The sequence below is a fragment of the Erwinia sp. PME.40.26/001 genome (genome assembly GCF_055556675.1).
Map to the genome: position 1 here is coordinate 1,112,802 of NZ_JBVHNP010000001.1, position 18,951 is coordinate 1,131,752.

Annotated in this window: 14 protein-coding genes and 1 pseudogene; all 15 read right to left on the reverse strand. The window is 61.3% G+C overall.

The genetic code is table 11. The annotated features are described in order from the left end of the window. Positions 1-44: 44 nt before the first annotated feature. A complete protein-coding gene (gabT, locus tag ACZ3HG_RS05470) occupies positions 45-1,361 on the reverse strand; it encodes a 4-aminobutyrate--2-oxoglutarate transaminase (RefSeq protein WP_191936975.1) in 1,317 nt (438 codons plus the stop codon). 138 nt (positions 1,362-1,499) lie between these two features. Beyond that, positions 1,500-2,633: a M20 aminoacylase family protein gene (locus ACZ3HG_RS05475; RefSeq protein WP_465332161.1), complete on the reverse strand. Its 1,134-nt coding sequence runs from the start codon at positions 2,631-2,633 to the stop codon at positions 1,500-1,502. A gap of 1 nt (position 2,634) precedes the next feature. Further along, positions 2,635-3,561 (reverse strand): 2-hydroxyacid dehydrogenase, encoded by a 927-nt coding sequence (locus tag ACZ3HG_RS05480; RefSeq protein ID WP_118663833.1) that lies wholly within the window; start codon positions 3,559-3,561, stop codon positions 2,635-2,637. Continuing rightward, positions 3,561-4,409, reverse strand: a complete 849-nt coding sequence (locus ACZ3HG_RS05485) for a GNAT family N-acetyltransferase (RefSeq protein ID WP_118663832.1) — start codon at positions 4,407-4,409, stop codon at positions 3,561-3,563. Before ACZ3HG_RS05485 ends, ACZ3HG_RS05480 begins: the two co-directional genes overlap by 1 nt. A gap of 9 nt (positions 4,410-4,418) precedes the next feature. Beyond that, entirely contained in the window at positions 4,419-5,750 is a 1,332-nt protein-coding gene (locus tag ACZ3HG_RS05490; protein WP_191932766.1) for an NAD(P)/FAD-dependent oxidoreductase, read from the reverse strand. A gap of 95 nt (positions 5,751-5,845) precedes the next feature. Then, positions 5,846-7,510, reverse strand: coding sequence for an ABC transporter ATP-binding protein (locus ACZ3HG_RS05495; RefSeq protein ID WP_191932767.1), 1,665 nt, complete (start codon positions 7,508-7,510; stop codon positions 5,846-5,848). Beyond that, positions 7,507-8,361, reverse strand: a complete 855-nt coding sequence (locus ACZ3HG_RS05500) for an ABC transporter permease (RefSeq protein WP_137269314.1) — start codon at positions 8,359-8,361, stop codon at positions 7,507-7,509. The genes ACZ3HG_RS05495 and ACZ3HG_RS05500 overlap by 4 nt, the downstream gene beginning before the upstream one ends. Further along, a complete protein-coding gene (locus tag ACZ3HG_RS05505; RefSeq protein WP_062742686.1) occupies positions 8,361-9,314 on the reverse strand; it encodes an ABC transporter permease in 954 nt (317 codons plus the stop codon). The genes ACZ3HG_RS05500 and ACZ3HG_RS05505 overlap by 1 nt, the downstream gene beginning before the upstream one ends. 29 nt (positions 9,315-9,343) lie before the next feature. Further along, on the reverse strand, positions 9,344-10,948 hold the full coding sequence (locus tag ACZ3HG_RS05510) for an ABC transporter substrate-binding protein (RefSeq protein WP_191932768.1): 1,605 nt from the start codon (positions 10,946-10,948) through the stop codon (positions 9,344-9,346). 139 nt (positions 10,949-11,087) lie between these two features. Continuing rightward, positions 11,088-12,364, reverse strand: a pseudogene (locus tag ACZ3HG_RS05515) (NAD(P)/FAD-dependent oxidoreductase). A gap of 18 nt (positions 12,365-12,382) precedes the next feature. Next, positions 12,383-13,051: a haloacid dehalogenase type II gene (locus tag ACZ3HG_RS05520; protein WP_062742688.1), complete on the reverse strand. Its 669-nt coding sequence runs from the start codon at positions 13,049-13,051 to the stop codon at positions 12,383-12,385. A 42-nt stretch (positions 13,052-13,093) separates the two neighbouring features. Next, the gene (locus ACZ3HG_RS05525; protein WP_191932770.1) at positions 13,094-14,563 is read right to left on the reverse strand and encodes an aldehyde dehydrogenase family protein; all 1,470 of its coding nucleotides are present in this window, start codon (positions 14,561-14,563) and stop codon (positions 13,094-13,096) included. Positions 14,564-15,031: 468 nt separating this feature from the next. Continuing rightward, a complete protein-coding gene (locus ACZ3HG_RS05530; RefSeq protein ID WP_465332166.1) occupies positions 15,032-16,489 on the reverse strand; it encodes an NAD-dependent succinate-semialdehyde dehydrogenase in 1,458 nt (485 codons plus the stop codon). A gap of 177 nt (positions 16,490-16,666) precedes the next feature. Beyond that, positions 16,667-17,875 (reverse strand): MFS transporter, encoded by a 1,209-nt coding sequence (locus tag ACZ3HG_RS05535; RefSeq protein ID WP_465332168.1) that lies wholly within the window; start codon positions 17,873-17,875, stop codon positions 16,667-16,669. 98 nt (positions 17,876-17,973) lie between these two features. Further along, a complete protein-coding gene (gene cbl / locus ACZ3HG_RS05540; protein WP_191932773.1) occupies positions 17,974-18,930 on the reverse strand; it encodes an HTH-type transcriptional regulator Cbl in 957 nt (318 codons plus the stop codon). Between the last annotated feature and the right edge of the window lie 21 nt (positions 18,931-18,951).

Below are 18,951 nucleotides of genomic sequence, written 5' to 3' on the forward strand. Positions count from 1 at the left end.
GCGTAATTATCAATAAATGTAATAATATCAATGAGGAAGAATTATCAGCCTAAACGCCCCGTGGCGCGTGCCAGGGCGATATCAAAGATATGCAGAGCCTCTTCCAGCTGCGAATCACTTGTCACCAGCGGTGCCAGGAAGCGCACGGTATTGCGGTGCAGACCACATTTGATCAGCAACAGTCCTTCCTGACAGGCGCTGTCGAGGATCTTCTGCGTCAGCGCGGCATCGGGCTTTTTGGTTTCAAAATCAATTATCTCCACCGCCTGCATAAAGCCAATGCCCCGCACTTCACCAATGCAGGCATATTTTTCTGCCAACTGATGCAGACGCGCATTCATCTGCTGGCCGAGCTGATTCGACCGCGCCAGCAGATCGCCCTGCTCAAACAGATCGAGTACCGCCAGCGCCGCCGCACAGCCCAGTGCGTTACCGCCATAGGTGCCCCCCAGCCCGCCCGGCGCTGGCGCATCCATGATGGCCGCTTTGCCGACCACGCCAGAAATCGGCAGGCCGCCGCCGAGGCTTTTTGCCACGGTAACCAGGTCCGGCACGATGCCGCTGTGCTGGAAGCCAAACATCTTACCGGTACGGCCAAAGCCGGTCTGCACTTCGTCGCAGATCAGCAGAATACCGTGACGCTGGGTGATCTCGCGCAGCGCCTGCATAAAGGCCGGTGACGCCGCCAGGAAGCCACCGTCACCCTGTACCGGCTCGATGATGATCGCCGCGACACGCTCCGGCAGGATCTGCACGGCGAACAGCGTATCCAGTGCGTTGAGACAGTCCTGTTCGGACACATGATGGAAGGCGTTAGGGAACGGGACGCGGTAAATATCCCCCGGGAACGGCCCAAAGTTCTGCTTATAGGGCTGGCTCATTCCGGTTAAGGTCACGCCTAATAAGGTCCGCCCGTGAAACGCACCGTCAAAAGCGATGATGCCAGGACGGCCGGTGTGTGCGCGGGCAATTTTCACCGCATTTTCTACCGCTTCGGCCCCGCTGGTGAAAAACACACTTTTAAATTCTTCACCGGCACCAATCAGCGCATTCAGACGCCGGGCCAGCTCGATATAACCCGGATAAGCGGCTACCTGGAAACAGGCATGGGATACCCGTTGCAGCTGCGCGGTGACGGCATTCACCACGGCAGGATGGTTATGGCCTACGTTTAATACGCCAATGCCGCCGACAAAATCTAAATAACGATTCCCTTCCACATCCCAGACTTCAGAACCTTTGCCTTTGGCAATCACAATCGGGTGCGCGGTGACTACGCCACGGGGAACATTTTCTGCACGCGCGTCCAGAAACAGGGCGTTATCAGAGAATGTCTGCTGTTCAGCCAGTAAATTGTGCATTGATTTGCCTCATTGACGTCAAGATGAATAGTTGCCCTGAGCGGGCATGGGTCAAGTATCGCAATAAGCCGTCAGGGAAAGCTGCCGTTCGACGGGCGGCAGCAGCATTAACTTTCGTAATTTGTCCCAAACGTTGAATTAAATTTTTACCGGCAGGGATTCCTGCACCACCGCGCAGAACCAGCGGATGCCGTACGGGATCAGCGCATCGTTAAAGTCATATTCAGAGTGATGCAGCGGGCGACTTTCCGCCGACCCCAGCCAGACATAGGCCCCGGGTGTGGCCTGCAACATAAAGGAGAAGTCTTCCGAGGTCATTGCCGGTTTAAGTGCGGGGCCGTGCTCCAGCCCGGCGCGGCGCGCGGCGTTCAGCGCCACCCGGGCTTCATGCTGACCGTTGATGGTCGCCGGATAGTAGCGATCGTAGGTCACCCGCGCCGTCAGCCCGTGTGCCGCCGTGACATGCTGCGCCAGTTCGCGCATGCGCTGTTCAATCCGATCCTGCACGCCAGCATCAAATGTGCGTACCGTCCCGCTCAGGGTCGCCTGCGCCGGGATCATATTATGGGAGAAACCGCCGTTAATGCGCGTCACCGTCAGCACGGCGGGATCGCACGGGTCCAGATCGCGGCTGACAATCGTATGCAGCGCCACCACCAGTTCACTGGTGGCCAGCAGCGTATCGCCGGTCAGCTGCGGCTGGGCAGCATGGCCGCCGCCGCCCTCCACGGTGATACTGAAGGCATCGCCAGCGGCCATAATCGGCCCTGGCCGGGTCTGTACCGTGCCCAGCGGCAGCTGCGGCCAGTTATGAATGGCATAGACCGCGTCACAGGGAAAGCGGGTAAACAGGCCGTCGTCGATCATCGCCTGCGCCCCGGCCAGCCCCTCCTCCGCCGGCTGGAAGATAAAACAGACCGTACCGTCAAAACTGCTCTCCGCCGCCAGCGCCTGAGCGGCCCCCAGCAGCATAACGGTGTGGCCGTCATGCCCGCAGGCGTGGCAGACATCGGGCTGACGGCTCTTCCACGGCTGACTGCCGTTATCGGCCATCGGCAACGCATCCATATCGGCGCGCAGGCCAACCGTACGCGTGCTGCTGCCGCGCTTCAGGACGCCGACCACGCCGGTTTTACCGATGCCCTGATGAACCTCCAGCCCCAGGCGGGTGAGGAACTCAACCACCAGCGCGCTGGTGCGGTGCTCCTGATAACCCAGTTCGGGGTGCTGATGAATATCGCGCCGGAGCGCCACTAATGCGGCAAGATCCATATCAGTATCCTTTTTCACGATCGACCACGCCGATCATCGGTTCACCACGCTCAAAGCGACGAATATTGTCCAGCAGCGCCTCCACCGCACTCTCGGGCTGCGTCTGGCTGGCGATATGAGGTGTCAGCCAGACGGCAGGATGCTGCCAGAAGGCATGACCGGGCGGCAGCGGTTCCGGTGCCGTGACATCCACCACCGCTGCCCGCAGCTGCTGGCTGTCGAGGGCGCGGATTAAATCGTCATGATCCAGCTGCGCGCCGCGCCCGACCTGTACCAGCGCCGCCCCACGGGGTAACTGGCTGAACAGATCCGCATTGAGCATCCCTTCGGTGCTGGCGGTGAGCGGCAGCAGGCAGATCAGAATGTCGGTGCGCGCAAGGAACTCGCCCAGGCGGTCACTGCCCGCATAGCACTGTACGCCCGGCAGGTCGCGCGGCGACCGGCTCCAGCCCGCGCAGTCAAAGCCCAGGGCCACCAGCGGCTGCAGCACCGCTTCGCCCAGCGTGCCCAGCCCCATCACGCCTATGCGGCGGCTGGCAGCGGTGTGTACGCTGTGCGCCTGCCAGAGGCCCTCCCGCTGCTGTTGCAGATAGCGCGGCATATCACGGTGCAGGCCCAGCACGGCAAAGGTGACATATTCCACCATCCCGCGGGTCAGGCCCGGTTCGATCATCCGCACCACCGGCAGCGTCGGTGGCAGGCTGGCATAGTCAAACTGATCGGCCCCTGCTCCCACCGAAAACAGCACTTTCAGGTTGGGAAACTGCTGCATAATGTCATCTGGCGGTATCCACGCCACCAGGTACCCGACCTCTTCCGGATTGCCGGTGTCCGGCCACAGATGAAAGCGGGTAGCGGGTGCCCGTTCCGCCACCAGCGCGGCCCATTTTTTTCCACGTTCGGGCTCAGACTTATAGACAATGTTCATCAGGCCAGCGCCTGGCTCATCAGGGCGAATGCCTGCATCCCGCCCGTTTCAGGCTGCCACGGCACCCCTTTGTACATGGTGACCGGGGTATCCACTTCCACCAGACCCAGTCCGGTGAGCCACGGCCCCATCCCCGCCGATCGGTCGGTATCGATGCGCACAAACTGACCGCTGACCCCGCTTAACAGCTGGCTGACCAGCAGCTTCGCATTCCCCGGGCTGCGTGCGATGACCGGGCCAATCGCATAGCCGTGACCGAAGCGGCGCAGGCAGGCAAACCCGGCGGCCGTTCCGTTCTCTTCCAGCACCAGAAAACGCTCTGCGCTGTCGAGCAGGTTGGCGATCAGCAGCGGGCGGTGCTGCCCCAGCGCCTGACGATCCAGCGCGGTCAGCAGCGCGGCATCCTGCACGCTGGCGCTGCGCAGCTGTTGCTGTGGCCCACAGGCAATGGCGGAGACCGCCGCCAGCTCCCGGCACTGATGCTGTTCAACGTGGCCGGTGGCGACAAAGCCCAGCTTTTCATACAGCGGTTTACCCGCCTCCGTCGCGTGCAGCCGCACGTGGCTCCCCTCCAGCTTCGCCAGCGTCTGCTGCATCAAATCTCTGCCAATGCCGCGCCCCTGCTGGTCCCCGCTGACAATCACCAGCCCGAGGGTGGCGTAATCACGCCCCCAGCGCCAGCGCAGCGCGGTGCCAATCACCTCGCCCTTCTCCACGGCCACCAGGCCTTCACCCAGCCGCAGCGCCTGCTGCCAGTCGGCACGGCGGTGCGGCCATTTCACCTGCTGCGTCAGGGCAAAGGCGGCATCCAGATGGGTTTCGTTCATCGCAACAAATTCAATCGTCATTTCGGCTCCTTACATCATTCCCGGCGCATCAAGGCCGGAACCGTCGATCAGCCGTTCGTAGCGGAACGGCGTCGGATCAACAATCGGGGTATCTTTCGTGGCAAGGTCAGCGGCCAGCCGCCCGGCTCCGGGGCCAATGCCAAAACCGTGGGCGCTGTAACCGGCGGACAGCACCAGGCCAGGCAGTTTAGCAACCGGGGAGATCACCGGCACGGCATCGGCGGTGCTGTCGATCATCCCGCCCCAGGCCTGCTCCAGGCGCACCTTCTCCATCGACGGGAACTCTTTACGCATGGCGCTCAGCCCCTCCTGCACCATCGCCATATCCGGGGACGGGTCGAGAATGCGCACTTTTTCAAACGGTGAGATGCCGTCCATACGCCAGTGGGCGTACGCTTCCGGCCCGGTGATAAACGGGCTAATGCCGAGGTTGATCTTCAGGTTTTTGCGCCGCGCCTTAAAGGTTGGCCAGAACTGACGGGCATAGCGCAGACCCTGCAGGCCGGGCTCCAGGCGTCCGCGCCCGGAGACAGACACGGTGTAACTGCCGTCCAGCTGCGGGCGGCAGGCGAAGCCCGGCGTATACAGCGGCAGGGCAATTTTTTGTTCGATGGGCGCGGTGCGGAACGCCGTGCCAATGACGTTGCCGAGAGGCAGATCGATACCGTGACGGCGGCAGAACATCGAGGTCCAGGTGCCGCCTGCGCAGATCACGCTGCTGGTTTTGATTAGCCCCCGTTCGGTGAGCACGCCGCTGACGCGGCCGGCGGAAATATCCAGCCCGCGCACCGCACACTGCTGAAACACCATCGCGCCCAGCCGCTGGGCGGCAATCGCCAGGCCCGGTGCCGCCAGAGACGGCTCGGCGTGTCCGTCAGTGGGCGAGGACACGCCTCCCAGCCATGCGCTGGTGCTGCCCGGCGTCATCGCCCTGGCGCGCTCCGCCGTGAGGATCTCACTGTGGAAGTCATAGCCTCTGGCCATCTTATTCCAGGCTTCCCAGGCGTTGATGTCGTCCTGGTTCTGGGTGGCGTACACCAGCCCACTGCGGCGGAAGCCCAGTTCTTCCCCGGTTTCCGCCCCCAGCTCACCCCAGCGTTGCAGCGCATATTTGATTAACGGCAGCTCGCGCTCGTCGCGATTCTGCTGGCGGCACCAGCCCCAGTTGCGGCTTGACTGTTCGCCGCTGACCAGGCCCTTTTCAATCAGCACCACGCTGACGCCTTTTTTCGCCAGTTCATAGGCAGCAGCGGCCCCGGCAATGCCGGCACCAATCACCACCACATCGGCCGCAGGCGGAAAATGCGGGCTGTCCTGTACGTATCGAATGGGTGCGGGCATGTTGTTCCTTACCTGAAAATAGTGTGACGGGCGGACCGGAAAAAAGATCCCCCCCTTCATCAATCAGCGACTGCGGCATTGCCGGTCGCCCCGTCTTACAAGGCGATGTCGCTCTCTTCGTGTTCGTCCAGCCAGCCCTGACGCAGCTCCGGCACGGCGCGTTTCAGCCGCTCATAGTACAACTCGGTGGAGGGCTTGTCGTAGTCGGCGCGCGCGACCTGGGTGACCATCCGGCCATTTTTCACCACAATAATCTCGTCACACACCGAACGCACCGCATGCAGGTCATGGCTGATAAACAGCACCGACAGGCCCAGCTCGCGGCGCAGCTCGGTGATCAGATCCAGCACGGCCGCTGCCACCACGGTATCCAGCGCCGAAGTCACCTCATCACACAGGATCAGGTCCGGCTCGGCCGCCAGCGCACGGGCCAGGTTGACGCGCTGCTTCTGCCCCCCGGACAGCGACCAGGGCTTACGCCACAGCACGCTGCGCGGCAGGCGCACCAGATCGAGCAGTTGCAACATGCGCCGCTCCAGCGCCTGACCGCGCAGGCCGTGGAACAGCTTGAGCGGGCGCTTTAGAATGGTTTCAATACTGTGCGCCGGGTTCAGGGCGGTATCCGCCATCTGGAACACATACTGGATGCGGCGCAGTTCGTTTTCCGGGCGTTGGCGCATATCCCCGGCAATGTAGTGACCGTTAAACAGAATATGGCCGCTGCACGGCTTGTTCATCCCGGCGATGGCGTGGGCCAGCGTGGTTTTGCCCGAGCCGGACTCCCCGATAATGCCAATGGCCTGGCCGCGATACAGGCTGAAGTTAATCTCCTGCAGGATTTTAATTTTCGGCTGGCCGTCACTGTCCAGCGGGCCGTAACCGGCGGACAGGTCGCGCACCTGCAGCAGCGGCTGCACGCTGTCATCCTGAGCCTGCCACGGACTCGGTCGCGGTTTCTGCCTGGCCGCTTCCAGCAGCAGATGGCTGTACTCCGCTTTCGGTGCGCGCAGCAGCTGTTCGGTGGTGCCGTATTCGGCAATGGCCCCTTTCAGCAGCACGAGAATTTTATCCGCCATCTGCGCCACCACCGCCAGATCATGGCTGACGTAGATGGCGGTGGTGCCGCGCTGGCGTACCACGCGGCGAAAGGCTTTCAGCACTTCGACTTGGGTGGTGACATCCAGGGCAGTGGTCGGTTCATCGAGGATCACCACCTCCGGGTCGCTGATCAGCGCCATGGCGGTCATCAGACGCTGGAGCTGGCCGCCGGACACCTGGTGCGGATAGCGGTCACCGATGGTTTCCGGGTTGGGCAGCGCCAGCTCGCGGAACAGCTCAATGGCCTTGGTTTCCGCATCGGCGCGGTTCATCACGCCGTGGATCACCACCGGCTCCACCACCTGGTCCATGATCTTCATCGCCGGGTTGAAAGAGGCCGCAGCACTCTGGGCGATATAGGCCACTTTATTGCCGCGGAACTGACACAGCTGTGACGGCGTAAGCGAGGTGACGTCCGTTCCGGCAAGGTGGACGGTGCCCCCGGCAATCTGACAGCCGTGGCGGGCATAGCCCATTAGCGCCAGGGCAATGGTGGTTTTGCCGGAACCGGACTCGCCAATCAGGGCCAGCACTTCCCCCTTCTGCACGGTGAAGTGAATGTCGGAGACCAGCGCAATTTCGCGCCCGTCATCGGCCTGCGCAGTGACCCGCAGGCCATCAACGGAGACCACCGGCGTAGACGCATGTGGCGTAATATTCATGCAACCCCCTTAGCAACGACGGTTAAGGAACGCATCGACTGCAGGCTGTCAATAAACAGGTTGGCCCCGATGGTCAGGCTGGCAATCGCCACTGCCGGCATCAGCACCGCCGGGGAGCCATCAAATAATCCCTGTAAGTTTTCGCGCACCAGGGTGCCCCAGTCGGCATAAGGCGGCTGCACGCCCAGCCCGAGGAAGCTCAGACCACTGAGCAGCAGCACGATATAGACAAAGCGCAGGCCGAAGTCGGTCAGCATCGGGTGCAGCATATTCGGCAGAATATCGTGGATTGCCACGTACAGACGGCTCTCTCCGCGCAGGCGGGAGGCCTGGACATAATCCATCGAACGCAGGCTGGAGGCCATGGCGTAGGCAATGCGGTACGCCCCCGGCCAGTAGGTAAACACGGCGGTAATAATCAGCATCGGCAGCGACGAGCCAAACACCGCGACGATCATCAGCGCAAGGATTTTGCCCGGCAGCACCAGCATGGCGTCGTTGATGCGCCCCAGCACCTCTTCCAGCCAGCGCCCGGCGACGGCCGCCAGCAGCGCCAGCAGCGTACCGACCAGGCTGGCCAGCACGGCTGCAGTGAGCGCCAGGCCGATAGAGTAGCGTGCGCCGAACAGGATACGGCTGAAAATATCGCGCCCGAGGTAGTCGGTGCCGAACCAGAATTCGCGGCTGAAGTCACCAAACAGCGGACCGCCGCCGATATCCTCCAGGTTGTGCGGCGCGAGGGCAGTGCCAAACACCGCCATAAAGATCCAGAACAGGGTGATCAGCAGACCGATACGGCCACTGATGGTGAGCGATTGAAAGAAGCGCCACGGCAGCGTCAACAGATTCATCAGCCCCTCCACTTAGGATTGAATGCGATAGTCAGAATGTCAGCGGCCAGCAACAGCACCAGATAGCAGACGGCGAAGAACATGACGCACAGCTGTACCACCGGCAGGTCGCGGTTGCTGACCGCATCCACCATCTGGCTGGCCAGCCCCGGGTAACTGAAGATACTTTCGATAATGATCACGCCGCCAAACAGGTACGAGAGGCTGAGTGAGATGGCATTGGCAATCGGGCCCACAGCATTCGGCAACGCGTGGCGCAGCATGGCACGCAGCGGCGAGACGCCTTTCAGCAGGGTCATTTCCAGATACGGGCTGTCCATCTGATTGACGATGGCTGCCCGGGTCATCCTTGCCATCTGTGCCACCACCACGCAGCACAGCGTCATCACCGGCAGGGCAAAGGTCCGCAGAAAGCCGAGGAAGTCCTGATGGGTGGAGCCCAGCGACATCGCCGGCACCCACTGCAGTTTGACCGCGAAGATAATCACCGCCACGGTGGCAACCAGAAACTCCGGTACCGCCACCACGGCCATCGTGCTGACTACCAGCGCACGATCGAGCAGAGATCCGCGCTTCATGGCCGCGGTAATGCCGATAAACAGCGCCAGCGGCACCGACACCAGGGTGGTAGTAACGGCGAGCTGGAAGGTGGCCGGTATACGCTGTGCCACCAGTTGCGTCACCGGAAGATTGCTGGCGAACGAGGTGCCAAAGTCGCCCTGAAACATCCCGGCCAGCCAGCTGAAGTAACGCATCACCAGCGGCTGATCGAGGCCGAGCTGCTGGCGCAGTGCCGCGACCGTTTCCGGCGTCGCGGACTGGCCGAGGATCATCTGTGCGGCGTCCCCCGGCAGCATGCTGGTGATAAAGAACACCAGCGCCGAGACAATCAGCAGCGTCAGTATGCCCGACCCGATGCGCCGGAATATCAGTGTCAAAAGATACCTGTTCATCGCCATTCTCCTGGTGAAAGTTTAAAAATTTACGACGTCAGCCAGGCGTACTCGTGGAAGCGATAGCCCATCATCATGCCTGACGGCATCGCTTCTACCCCTTTCACTTTGTTACTGCAGCCATCCATCGTACTGATAAAGGCCGGGATCAGCGTGCCGCAGTTGTCGTACACCAGCTTCTGCATGTCGCCATACATCTGCTTGCGTTTTGCCTGGTCGCTTTCACCCCGGGCGGCGGTGACCAGCTGGTCGAACTGGGCATTTTTCCAGCCCGATTCGTTCCAGGATGCGGTGGAGTAATAGAACTGGGAGAACAGCATATCCAGCGTCGGACGCGGGTTAACCGAACCGTAACCAATGGGATCTTTCATCCAGTGGGCCGACCAGTAACCGTCATACGGCACGCGACGTACCGCCACGTTAAGACCGGCAGAGCGGGCAATCTGCTGAAGCAGCTGGCCGCCTTCAACGGCCCCTTCGATGTTCGGCGTGGTGATCACTTCTATTTTCGCGCCGACCATATTGGCCTTCTTCAGGTGAAACTTCGCCTTATCGAGATCCAGCGGACGCTGCGGCAGATCCTTGTTAAACATCGGATGCCACGGCGGCACCGGCGTGTCGTTACCGATATCCCCAAAGCCCTGCAGCACGGTCTTGACGATCATCTCGCGCGGCTGCAGATATTTCATCGCCAGCACGAAGTCCGGGTGGTTACCCGGCGCACGGTCAGTACGGATAATCAGGTCGCTGTACATGCCTGATTTGCTCTCCATGATGGTAAATTTGCCGTTCTGCCGCAGGCGTTTAACGTCATTGGCGGAGAGCGTGGACACCATATGCAGGTCGCCGGACATCAGGGCGTTGACGCGTGCCGCAGGATCCGTCACCCCCATCAGCTCCACTTCATCAAGGTGAGGCAGGCCCGGTTTGTAGTAGTTTTTGTTTTTGCTGCCGACGGTGCGTACGCCCGGCTGGAATGAGGTCAGCACAAACGGCCCGGTGCCAATCGCTTTACTGAAGTCTTTGGTGCCGTCCTGCACGATCAGGAAAGAGCTGGTGGCCAGAATCGACGGCAGGTCGACGTTAGGCTGATCTAACGTGATCTGCACTTCCCCCGGGCTCACCGCCTTGATCTCTTTCATCTGGCTGGCGAGGGTGATGACCGTTGAGGCGACCGCCGGGTCTTTGTGGCGGCTGAGGGAGTAGACCACGTCGGCGGCAGTCAGCGCTTTACCGTCGTGGAAGGTCACGCCAGGGCGCAGCTTCACCTGCCAGACCAGACCGTCGGTGCTGGTCATTGACTCTGCCAGCGCGGGCTGTGCCTTCAGGTCTTTATCCAGCTCCATCAGGCCGCTGTAGAACATAAACTGACGGCAGTAGTCGCCGCTGTTGCTGCCTTTCGCCGGGTCGAGGGTATCACTGGCCGAAGCGTTGGCGACCGCTGCACGCAGTTTGCCCCCCTTGACCGGCGTTTCCGCAGCGAAGCTGAACTCCGGGAAACCAATCAGGCCGGTACTCATCACCGCACCGGCGGACAGCAGCTTCATCATGCCGCGTCGGGAAATGGCAACATCCGTTATCGCCTGGGTCAGATTCGGGTTAACGCGGCTAAATTCTTTGCGAAATTTACTCATTTGCATACCCTCGATGTTGAAATCAGCGACCCCCTGAATCATTGGAGCCGCCGCAGAACGGCAACGTAGCGGATCCCCGCGAGCCATTGTCAGCCCGTGGTGAAAGCCAGCGTGTCGGTGGCCCAAAGAATGGCGGAGATCAGGAAAATTTATCTTTGGCTTTGTAGTAAAGCCCCGCTACCGGCAGGAACCAGGGCTTACCGAAGTAGCCGGGAACCGCTGGCCAGCTGTTGCGCTGCCACGGGTTGTCGTTACTTTTTCTGCTATCAGATCGGCCATCACCCGGCCCATCCACACGGACATCTGGGTGCCGTGCCCGCTGTAGCCCAGCGAGTAAAACACCCCGTCCTGTTCACCGGCATGGGGCAGTCGGTCAGCGGTCATATCCACCAGTCCACCCCAGCAGTAATCGATGGCAACGTTACCCAGCGCCGGGAACATGGCCTGCATCCCCGCTTTCAGTACTTCGCCACTTTTCGCATCCGACATCGGGTTGCTGATGGCAAAGCGGGCGCGGCCGCCAAACACCAGACGACGGTCGGCGGTGGTGCGCAGATAGTTGCCCAGGTTCAGCGAGGTGACATAGGTGCGGTCACCCGGCAGTAAACGGTTGAGCAGACCGGCTTCCAGCGGTTCAGTGACCACCACAAAGCTGCCCACCGGGATAATGCGCCGCTGGAACCACTCAAACGGGCCGCTATTCGAGCAGCCGGTGGCCATCAGCACTTTTTCGGCCACAATATCGCCCTTCGCGGTGCTGACCCGGTGGCGGTAGCCGTTAAGCCGCGTCAGGCCGGTGACTGCCCGGTGCGGATAGATGGCCGCACCGGCACGGGCAGCGGCTTCCGCCAGGCCAACGCCAAACTTACCCATGTGCATCTGACCGCCGTGATGCTGTAACAGCGCACCGTGGAACTGCGGCGAGTCAATCTCACGTTTCACTTCATCGGCGCTGAGGATTTCCACATCCGGGTCAACGTGGCGTTTCATCATCTCGCACGCCGCTACCAGCGACGGCAGATGTGACGCCTTGCTGGCCAGCTTCAGCTTGCCGCAGCGGCGGAAATCACAGTCGATCTGCTCGCTGGCGACCACGCCTTGCACGTAGTCCACCGCATCGGCAAAGGCCCGGTAGTAGCGGGTAGCCTGTTCGACGCCCTGGGACTCCACCATCGCGGCGAAGTTCTGTGCCACCCCGGTATTACAGTGACCGCCGTTGCGCCCGGAGGCCTGGCTCATGACCTCACCCGCTTCCAGCACCACCACGTTGACGCCGCTGCGGGCAAGACTGAGTGCGGCAGAGATGCCGGTAAAGCCGCCGCCAATCACCACCACATCTGCGGTGGCTGGCAGGTCGCCGGGGGTTGCCCCGGTGAATACCGGGGCCGTTGCCTGCCAGAATGATTCCAGTTTCATGCCCTGCTCCTCTGCGGCTTACAGCCCGACAACGCCCGGAAGACCACCGATACCGCTGATCTCGGTATACTCATAGGCCGGGTTGCCCGGACCGTGACCGCGGTTAACGTAGACCTTGTTTTTGATGCCCAGGTCATAGGCGGTCATCAGGTCGTAGCGCAGGCTGCTTGAGACGTGCAGGATCTCCTCCGGGCCGCAGTTCAGCTTGTTGAGCATGTACTCAAAGCCCTTCATCTGCGGCTTGTAGGCCCCCACCTCTTCTGCCGTAATGGTCATGTGGATCGGTGCGCCCAGGCGCGGGACGTGGTTTTTGATCAGCTCATCGGTCGAGTTAGTCAGCAGCACCAGGGGGAATTCTCTGGCCACCACCGCCAGGCCGGCAGGCACATCAGGGTGCGGGCCCCAGGTGGCGCAGGCGGTCATCACCGCCGCGCAGTCGGCCTCCGTACACTCCACGCCCCATTTGTTACAGGTGCGGTACAGCGCACTGGCCACCACCTGCGGATAAAGCTTGAATGCCCCCAGCACTTCGTCCAGGCGGTAGCTTGAAAAGTCATTGGTGAACGCCAGCATCTGCGCCGGGCTGACGCGGTCGGCGAAGATGGCGGCAGCGGCACCGGCCATGTCGAAGTTGATCAGCGTGCCGTAACAGTCGAAGGTGATGTATTTCGGTTTAAACACAGCCATTGCGCTACCTCTACAGAGTTCGGTTTAAGGATGAAACGGGATTCAGAAGTCGATCAGCACGCTTTTGTAGCGCTGGCAGGCCTCGAAAGCCTGACGACCCAGATCTTTGCCGATGCCGGAGCCGTGGAAGCCCCCGGTGGGGATAATAAAGTCGCCGGAGCGCCCGTAACGGTTGATCCACACCGTCCCGGCCGCAATACCGCGCATCGCACGCAGGGCACGGTCAATATTTTTGGTATGCACCCCGGCGCACAGGCCGTAGGTCGGGTGGGAAGCCAGTGCCAGCCCTTCAGCCTCATCGTCAAAGATCTGCACGGTAAGCACCGGGCCGAAGATCTCTTCCTGCACCGCCGGGTTGTCATGGCCGCTCACCGCCAGCAGTGTCGGCTGCCAGAAGTAGCCCTCCCCGGTATCCGCAAAGCGCTCGCCGCCGACCAGCACTTCTGCCCCCTGCTGACGGGCGCTGGAGACCACCGAGGCCACTTTTTCCGCCTGCCGGCGGTCAATCATCGGCGCATAGCGGCTGGCTTCGTCCCAGGTCACGCCAGCACGGAACCCCTGGCACAGTTCAATCAGTTTGCTCATCAGCGCGTCGTGAATGCCACGCTGAACAATCAGACGGGTGCCGGCGACGCAGGCCTGGCCGCCGTTGGCGGTGAAGCCGCGCAGGATCCGCCCGGCAACTTCATCAATATCACCGCAGTCATCAAACACCAGCTGCGGGCTTTTACCGCCCAGTTCCAGCGTCACCGGCTTCATGCCGTTGAAGGCGGCGTCGCTCATAATGCGTGCCCCGGTGGCGGTGGACCCGGTGAAAGAGACTTTGCGCACCAGAGGATGTGCCACCAGCGCACTGCCGGTGACCGCCCCGCCCCCCTGGATAATATTCAGTACCCCGGCGGGCAGGCCAGCCTGAACAGCCAGCTCGGCCATACGCACGGTGGAAAACGGCGTCAGCTCCGAAGGTTTCAGCACCACAGCATTACCTGCTGCCAGCGCCGGGCCACATTTCCACGACGCCATCGACAGCGGGAAATTCCACGGCGTGATGGCCCCGATCACGCCATACGGCTCCGGCACCAGCATCCCCAGGCTGGTATCACGGGTCGGCAGCACGTCACCGCTGTATTTGTCGGCGCATTCGGCATAAAAGCGGATGGCTTCAGCGGTAAACGGAATTTCGTGGTTGACCACATCGTAAATCGGTCGGGTTGAACCCAGTGACTCCAGCTGTGCCAGTAACGGGTCGGCGGCAATCAGGTCGGCCCAGCGATGCAGTACCGCCCCGCGCTGGCGCGGCGGGCACGATGCCCAGCCGCTGTCGCGCACCGCCCGGTCGGCACCGGTCACGGCCTCATCCACCAGCGCGGCATCGGCTTCAAACAGGTCGGCGGCACGCTGGCCGTCGGACGGACGGTTAACGGTTATCGCCTCTCCGTTTCCGGTCAGATGCTGACCATTAATGAAATGTCCTGCCGGTATCGCTATTTTATCGGGATCGAAACTGAGCATGTACGGACCCTTAATGTTGACCAGAACTTTTTGGTCTGAGTTATTTCATTTGTATTAAGCAATGCAGAAAGTATGCCACCCGTGCAAAAAAATAATAATGCGTAAAAGCGGGTGCAAAAAAATTTTCTGCCGTAATGGCGAGTGTTTTATGACAGATAAACCGACTGAGTAAATAGATGATTTTCATCACAAAATAAACGCACCACGGCGGTGAATCCGGTACTAAACTTGCACCAAATAAGCGCGATGACGGTAAGCGCTTTGCGTTAAGTGTCGGTATTACAGATAAAAAAAGGCCCGCACCTTTTCAGGTCGCGGGCCTTTTTTTAACGATTAACGGTCATTCTTACTAAAAATAATTCGCATGGTGGTAAGGGAATGGATCCCCGGACACTCAGATAACTCAACTCAGTGACCGGGTGAATAAATGCAGGCAGTGCGCCTGCGGCCGGAACGAAAACGGACAGGTCAGAGACTGCCGAAATGGAAGGCTTTCGATTCCAGATACTCTTCGATGCCGTAGCGCGAACCTTCACGCCCAACGCCGGATAATTTAATCCCGCCAAACGGTGCCACTTCCAGCGAAACCGACCCGGTATTAAAGCCAACCATGCCAAACTCCAGCGCCTCGCCTACCCGCCAGGCACGGCGAATATCTTCAGTGAAGAAATACGCCCCCAGACCGAAGGGGGTGTCATTGGCCATCGCAATCGCTTCCTCTTCAGTATCGAAGATAAACAGCGGTGCCACCGGCCCGAATGTCTCTTCGTGGGCAATACGCATCGCGCGGGTGACGCCGCCCAGCACCGTTGGCGCAACAAAGGTGCCGTTGCCGCTGCTGATACCGCCCGCCAGCAGCTCCGCGCCGTGGCTGAGCGCGTCTTCTATATGACTATTCACCTTAGTCACCGCCGCCTGGTTGATCAGCGGCCCGATGGTGCTGCCCTCAGTAAAGCCGTCGCCAACCTTCAGCTTTGCCACTTCCGCCAGCAGGCGTTCGGCAAAGCGCGGGTAGATATTGCGCTGCACCAGGATGCGGTTGGCGCAGACGCAGGTCTGCCCGGCGTTGCGGAACTTACTCATCATCACTCCGCTGATGGCAATCTCCAGGTCGGCATCATCAAAGACAATCAGCGGCGCATTCCCGCCCAGTTCAAGGCTCAGACGTTTAATGCTGTCGGCGCTCTGCTGCATCAGCAGCTGGCCAATACGCGTTGAGCCGGTAAAGGAGATTTTGCGCACCGTGCGGCTGGCGGTCAGGGTTTCCCCGATGGCCTTCGGCAACCCGGTCACCACCTGCAGTACGCCGGCCGGGATGCCCGCCCGCCGGGCCAGCTCCACCAGCGCCAGCGCCGACAGCGGCGTGAGCTCTGAGGGTTTAACAATGATCGGACAGCCCGCCGCCAGCGCCGGGGCGACTTTGCGGGTGATCATCGCAATCGGGAAGTTCCACGGGGTAATCGCCGCCGCCACGCCCACCGGCTGTTTCAGCACCAGGATGCGGCGGTCGTCGCTGGGGGCCGGAATGGTATCGCCGTAGATGCGGCGGGCTTCTTCCGCAAACCATTTAACGAACCCGGCACCGTACAGCACCTCCCCACGGGCTTCCGCCAGCGGTTTGCCCTGCTCGGCGGTCATGATAATCGCCAGGTCCTCAGCGTTGTCCTGGATCAGCTGATGCCACTTTTCAAGCAGCAGTGCGCGCTGCGCATTCGGTGTTTTCGCCCAGCTTTGGCGGGCAGCATCGGCAAAGGCAATCGCCTGTTCTGTTTCTGCCGCCCCGAGCGAGGGAATGGTACAGAGCACATCGCCAGTGGAGGGGTTAATCACCGGCAGGGTATCACCGTTAAAAGCATCCTGCCACTGCCCGTTAAAATAGGCCTGCTGGCGCAGCAGAGTGGCATCCTGTAAACGTTTTGCGAGCATAGCGTCTCCTTAATCGATTCATTTCACTGTAGCGGAGGAGGCGCAGGCAATGCTGCGTTATCGCTCAGGCCGATGCGCGGCGGCGCGTGAATTGCGGCAGGATACGAAATTTTATGCCGTCGGGGTGATGAGGACGGGTTTGCGCCGCATTCAGGGGCAAAAATAGAGCCCCAGCGGTCAGCGCCCGGCACTGCGCGAAAGGAGAAATGCCATCATCACCATCCCTGCCGCCAGGCCAAACGTCACCCGCATGCCATGAGACGATGCCAGATCCGCCGCATAATGCCCGTAGCGCACCCCGGCGGCATAGACGGCCGCCATCAGTGCGGCACCGGCAATAAAGCCCAGATTACGTGCCAGATTCATCAGCCCCGAGACCAGACCGCGCCGCGCCGGATCGGCCCCTTTCAGCAAAGCGGTATTATTCGCTGCCTGAAACAGCGCATAGCCCGCCGTCAGCAGCACCAGCCCGGCCATATAACCCGCCGCTGCGGCGGCGGGCGGCAGAGCGGCCAGCAGCAGGCACCCCGCCGCCACGGCCGCTAATCCGGCTGAGGTTGTAAAGCGAGCGCCCAGGCCGTCCACCAGCCGCCCGGCGGGCAGACCGCTCAGTGCCGCAACCAGCGGGCCCACCGCCATCACCAGCCCGGTGTGGCGCGGGGTGAGGTGCAGCCCGTGACTCAGATAAAACGGCCCGACGATGAAGGTGGTCATCATCACCATCGTCACCGCCATGCTCATCAGCAGCCCGTGCGTCAGACCCCCGTGACGCAGCAACGCCCGAAGCGAACCGCGAGGGGCAGCCGTTACGCTGGTAACGGCAGGCGGCAGAGAATGCTGGATCAGCCCCCAGGCCAGCAGCCCAAGCGGCAGGTTAATCAGAAACAGCGCCTGCCAGCCGAAACCCGCAATCAGCAGGCCACCCAGCGCAGGCCCCAGCGCCGTGCCGATGGCAGAGACGGTGCCCAGCAGCCCCATGGCGCGCCCGGTGCGGTCGGCAGGCAACACCTGGATCGCCAGCGCCAGGGTATTCGCCATCATCATCGCGCCGCCCAGGCCTTGCACAACCCGCGCCGCAATCAGCCAGCCGATGTGGGTGGCCAGACCGCAGCCGAGCGATGCCACACTGAACAGCAGCACGCCGTAGCCCAGCAGCCGCTGTCGTCCGAACCGGTCGCCCAGCCACCCCATCGCCAGCACTGAGGCGGTGACGGCCAGCAAATACGCCAGCACCACCCACTGTATCTGCGGAAAAGAGGCGTTAAACGCCACCGCCAGCGTCGGCAGGCCGACATTGGCAATACTGCTGCCCATTGAGGAGATCAGCATACTGAAGGCCAGCGCACAAAGCGGGCCGGAGGAAGAACGGGGAAGAGATGAGGTCATGGCTTAAGCTCCCGGATAAAGGTACCCGGAGCTTATGCCGTTAAGGGATAAGGCGGAAGACACACGCCTGTCAGTATATAGCTGCACCGGACGCCATGTCAGATCTGGAAGTCGATCACCGGCTCTTCATCGTTCAGCGACAGTGCCTGACGCTTGATCTCTTCCAGCGACAGGTTGGCATTGCAGAGCTCAAGGAACTGCCAGACAAAATTGCGCTGTAACTGACCGCGCTTCAGCCCCAGCCAGACGGTATTGGAGTCGAACAGATGGCGGGCTTCCAGCCGCGTCAGCGGGGAGTGTTCATCCAGCTGGCAGGCCTGATCGGCCAGTACCCCAACGCCCAGGCCCAGCTCAACGTAGGTTTTCACCACGTCAGAATCCTGCGCACTGAGCACAATATCCGGCTGGAGACTGGCGGCATGGAAGGCACGATCGACCTTCGACCGCCCGGTGATCCCCTGACGGTAGGTGATCAGCGGATAGCGGCTGAGGGCCGCCAGCGTCAGCGGCTGCTGCTGTTCCAGCTCGTGACCCTTCGGCACCAGCAGCGCATGGTGCCAGCTGAACCACGGGAAAGCGGCCAGCGCCGGGTTATTCACTACCTGCTCACTGGCAATACCGATATCGGCTTCGCCCGCCACCAGCATGGAAACAATCTCCTGCGGCGACCCCTGATTCAGCTCAAGGCGCACGTTGGGATACAGCGCACGGAAGGCTTTAATCACTCTCGGCAGGCTGTAACGCGCCTGCGTATGGGTAGTGGCAATGGTCAGCACGCCGCTGGATTCGTTGGTAAACACGTCGGCCAGGCGACGCACTTTGCCCGCTTCATCGAGAATGCGTTCGGCAATGGTCAGTAGCGCTTTGCCGGGCTCGGTCATGCCCAGCAGGCGTTTACCCCGCCGGATAAAGATCTCGACCCCGAGTTCATCTTCCAGATCGCGAATATGGCGGCTGACGCCGGACTGAGAGGTAAACAGCGCATTGGCCACTTCGGTAAGATTAAACTCGCAGCGTGCTGCTTCCTTGATGATTCTAAGTTGCTGAAAATTCACGCGCGCTCCTCCCTCTGTTAT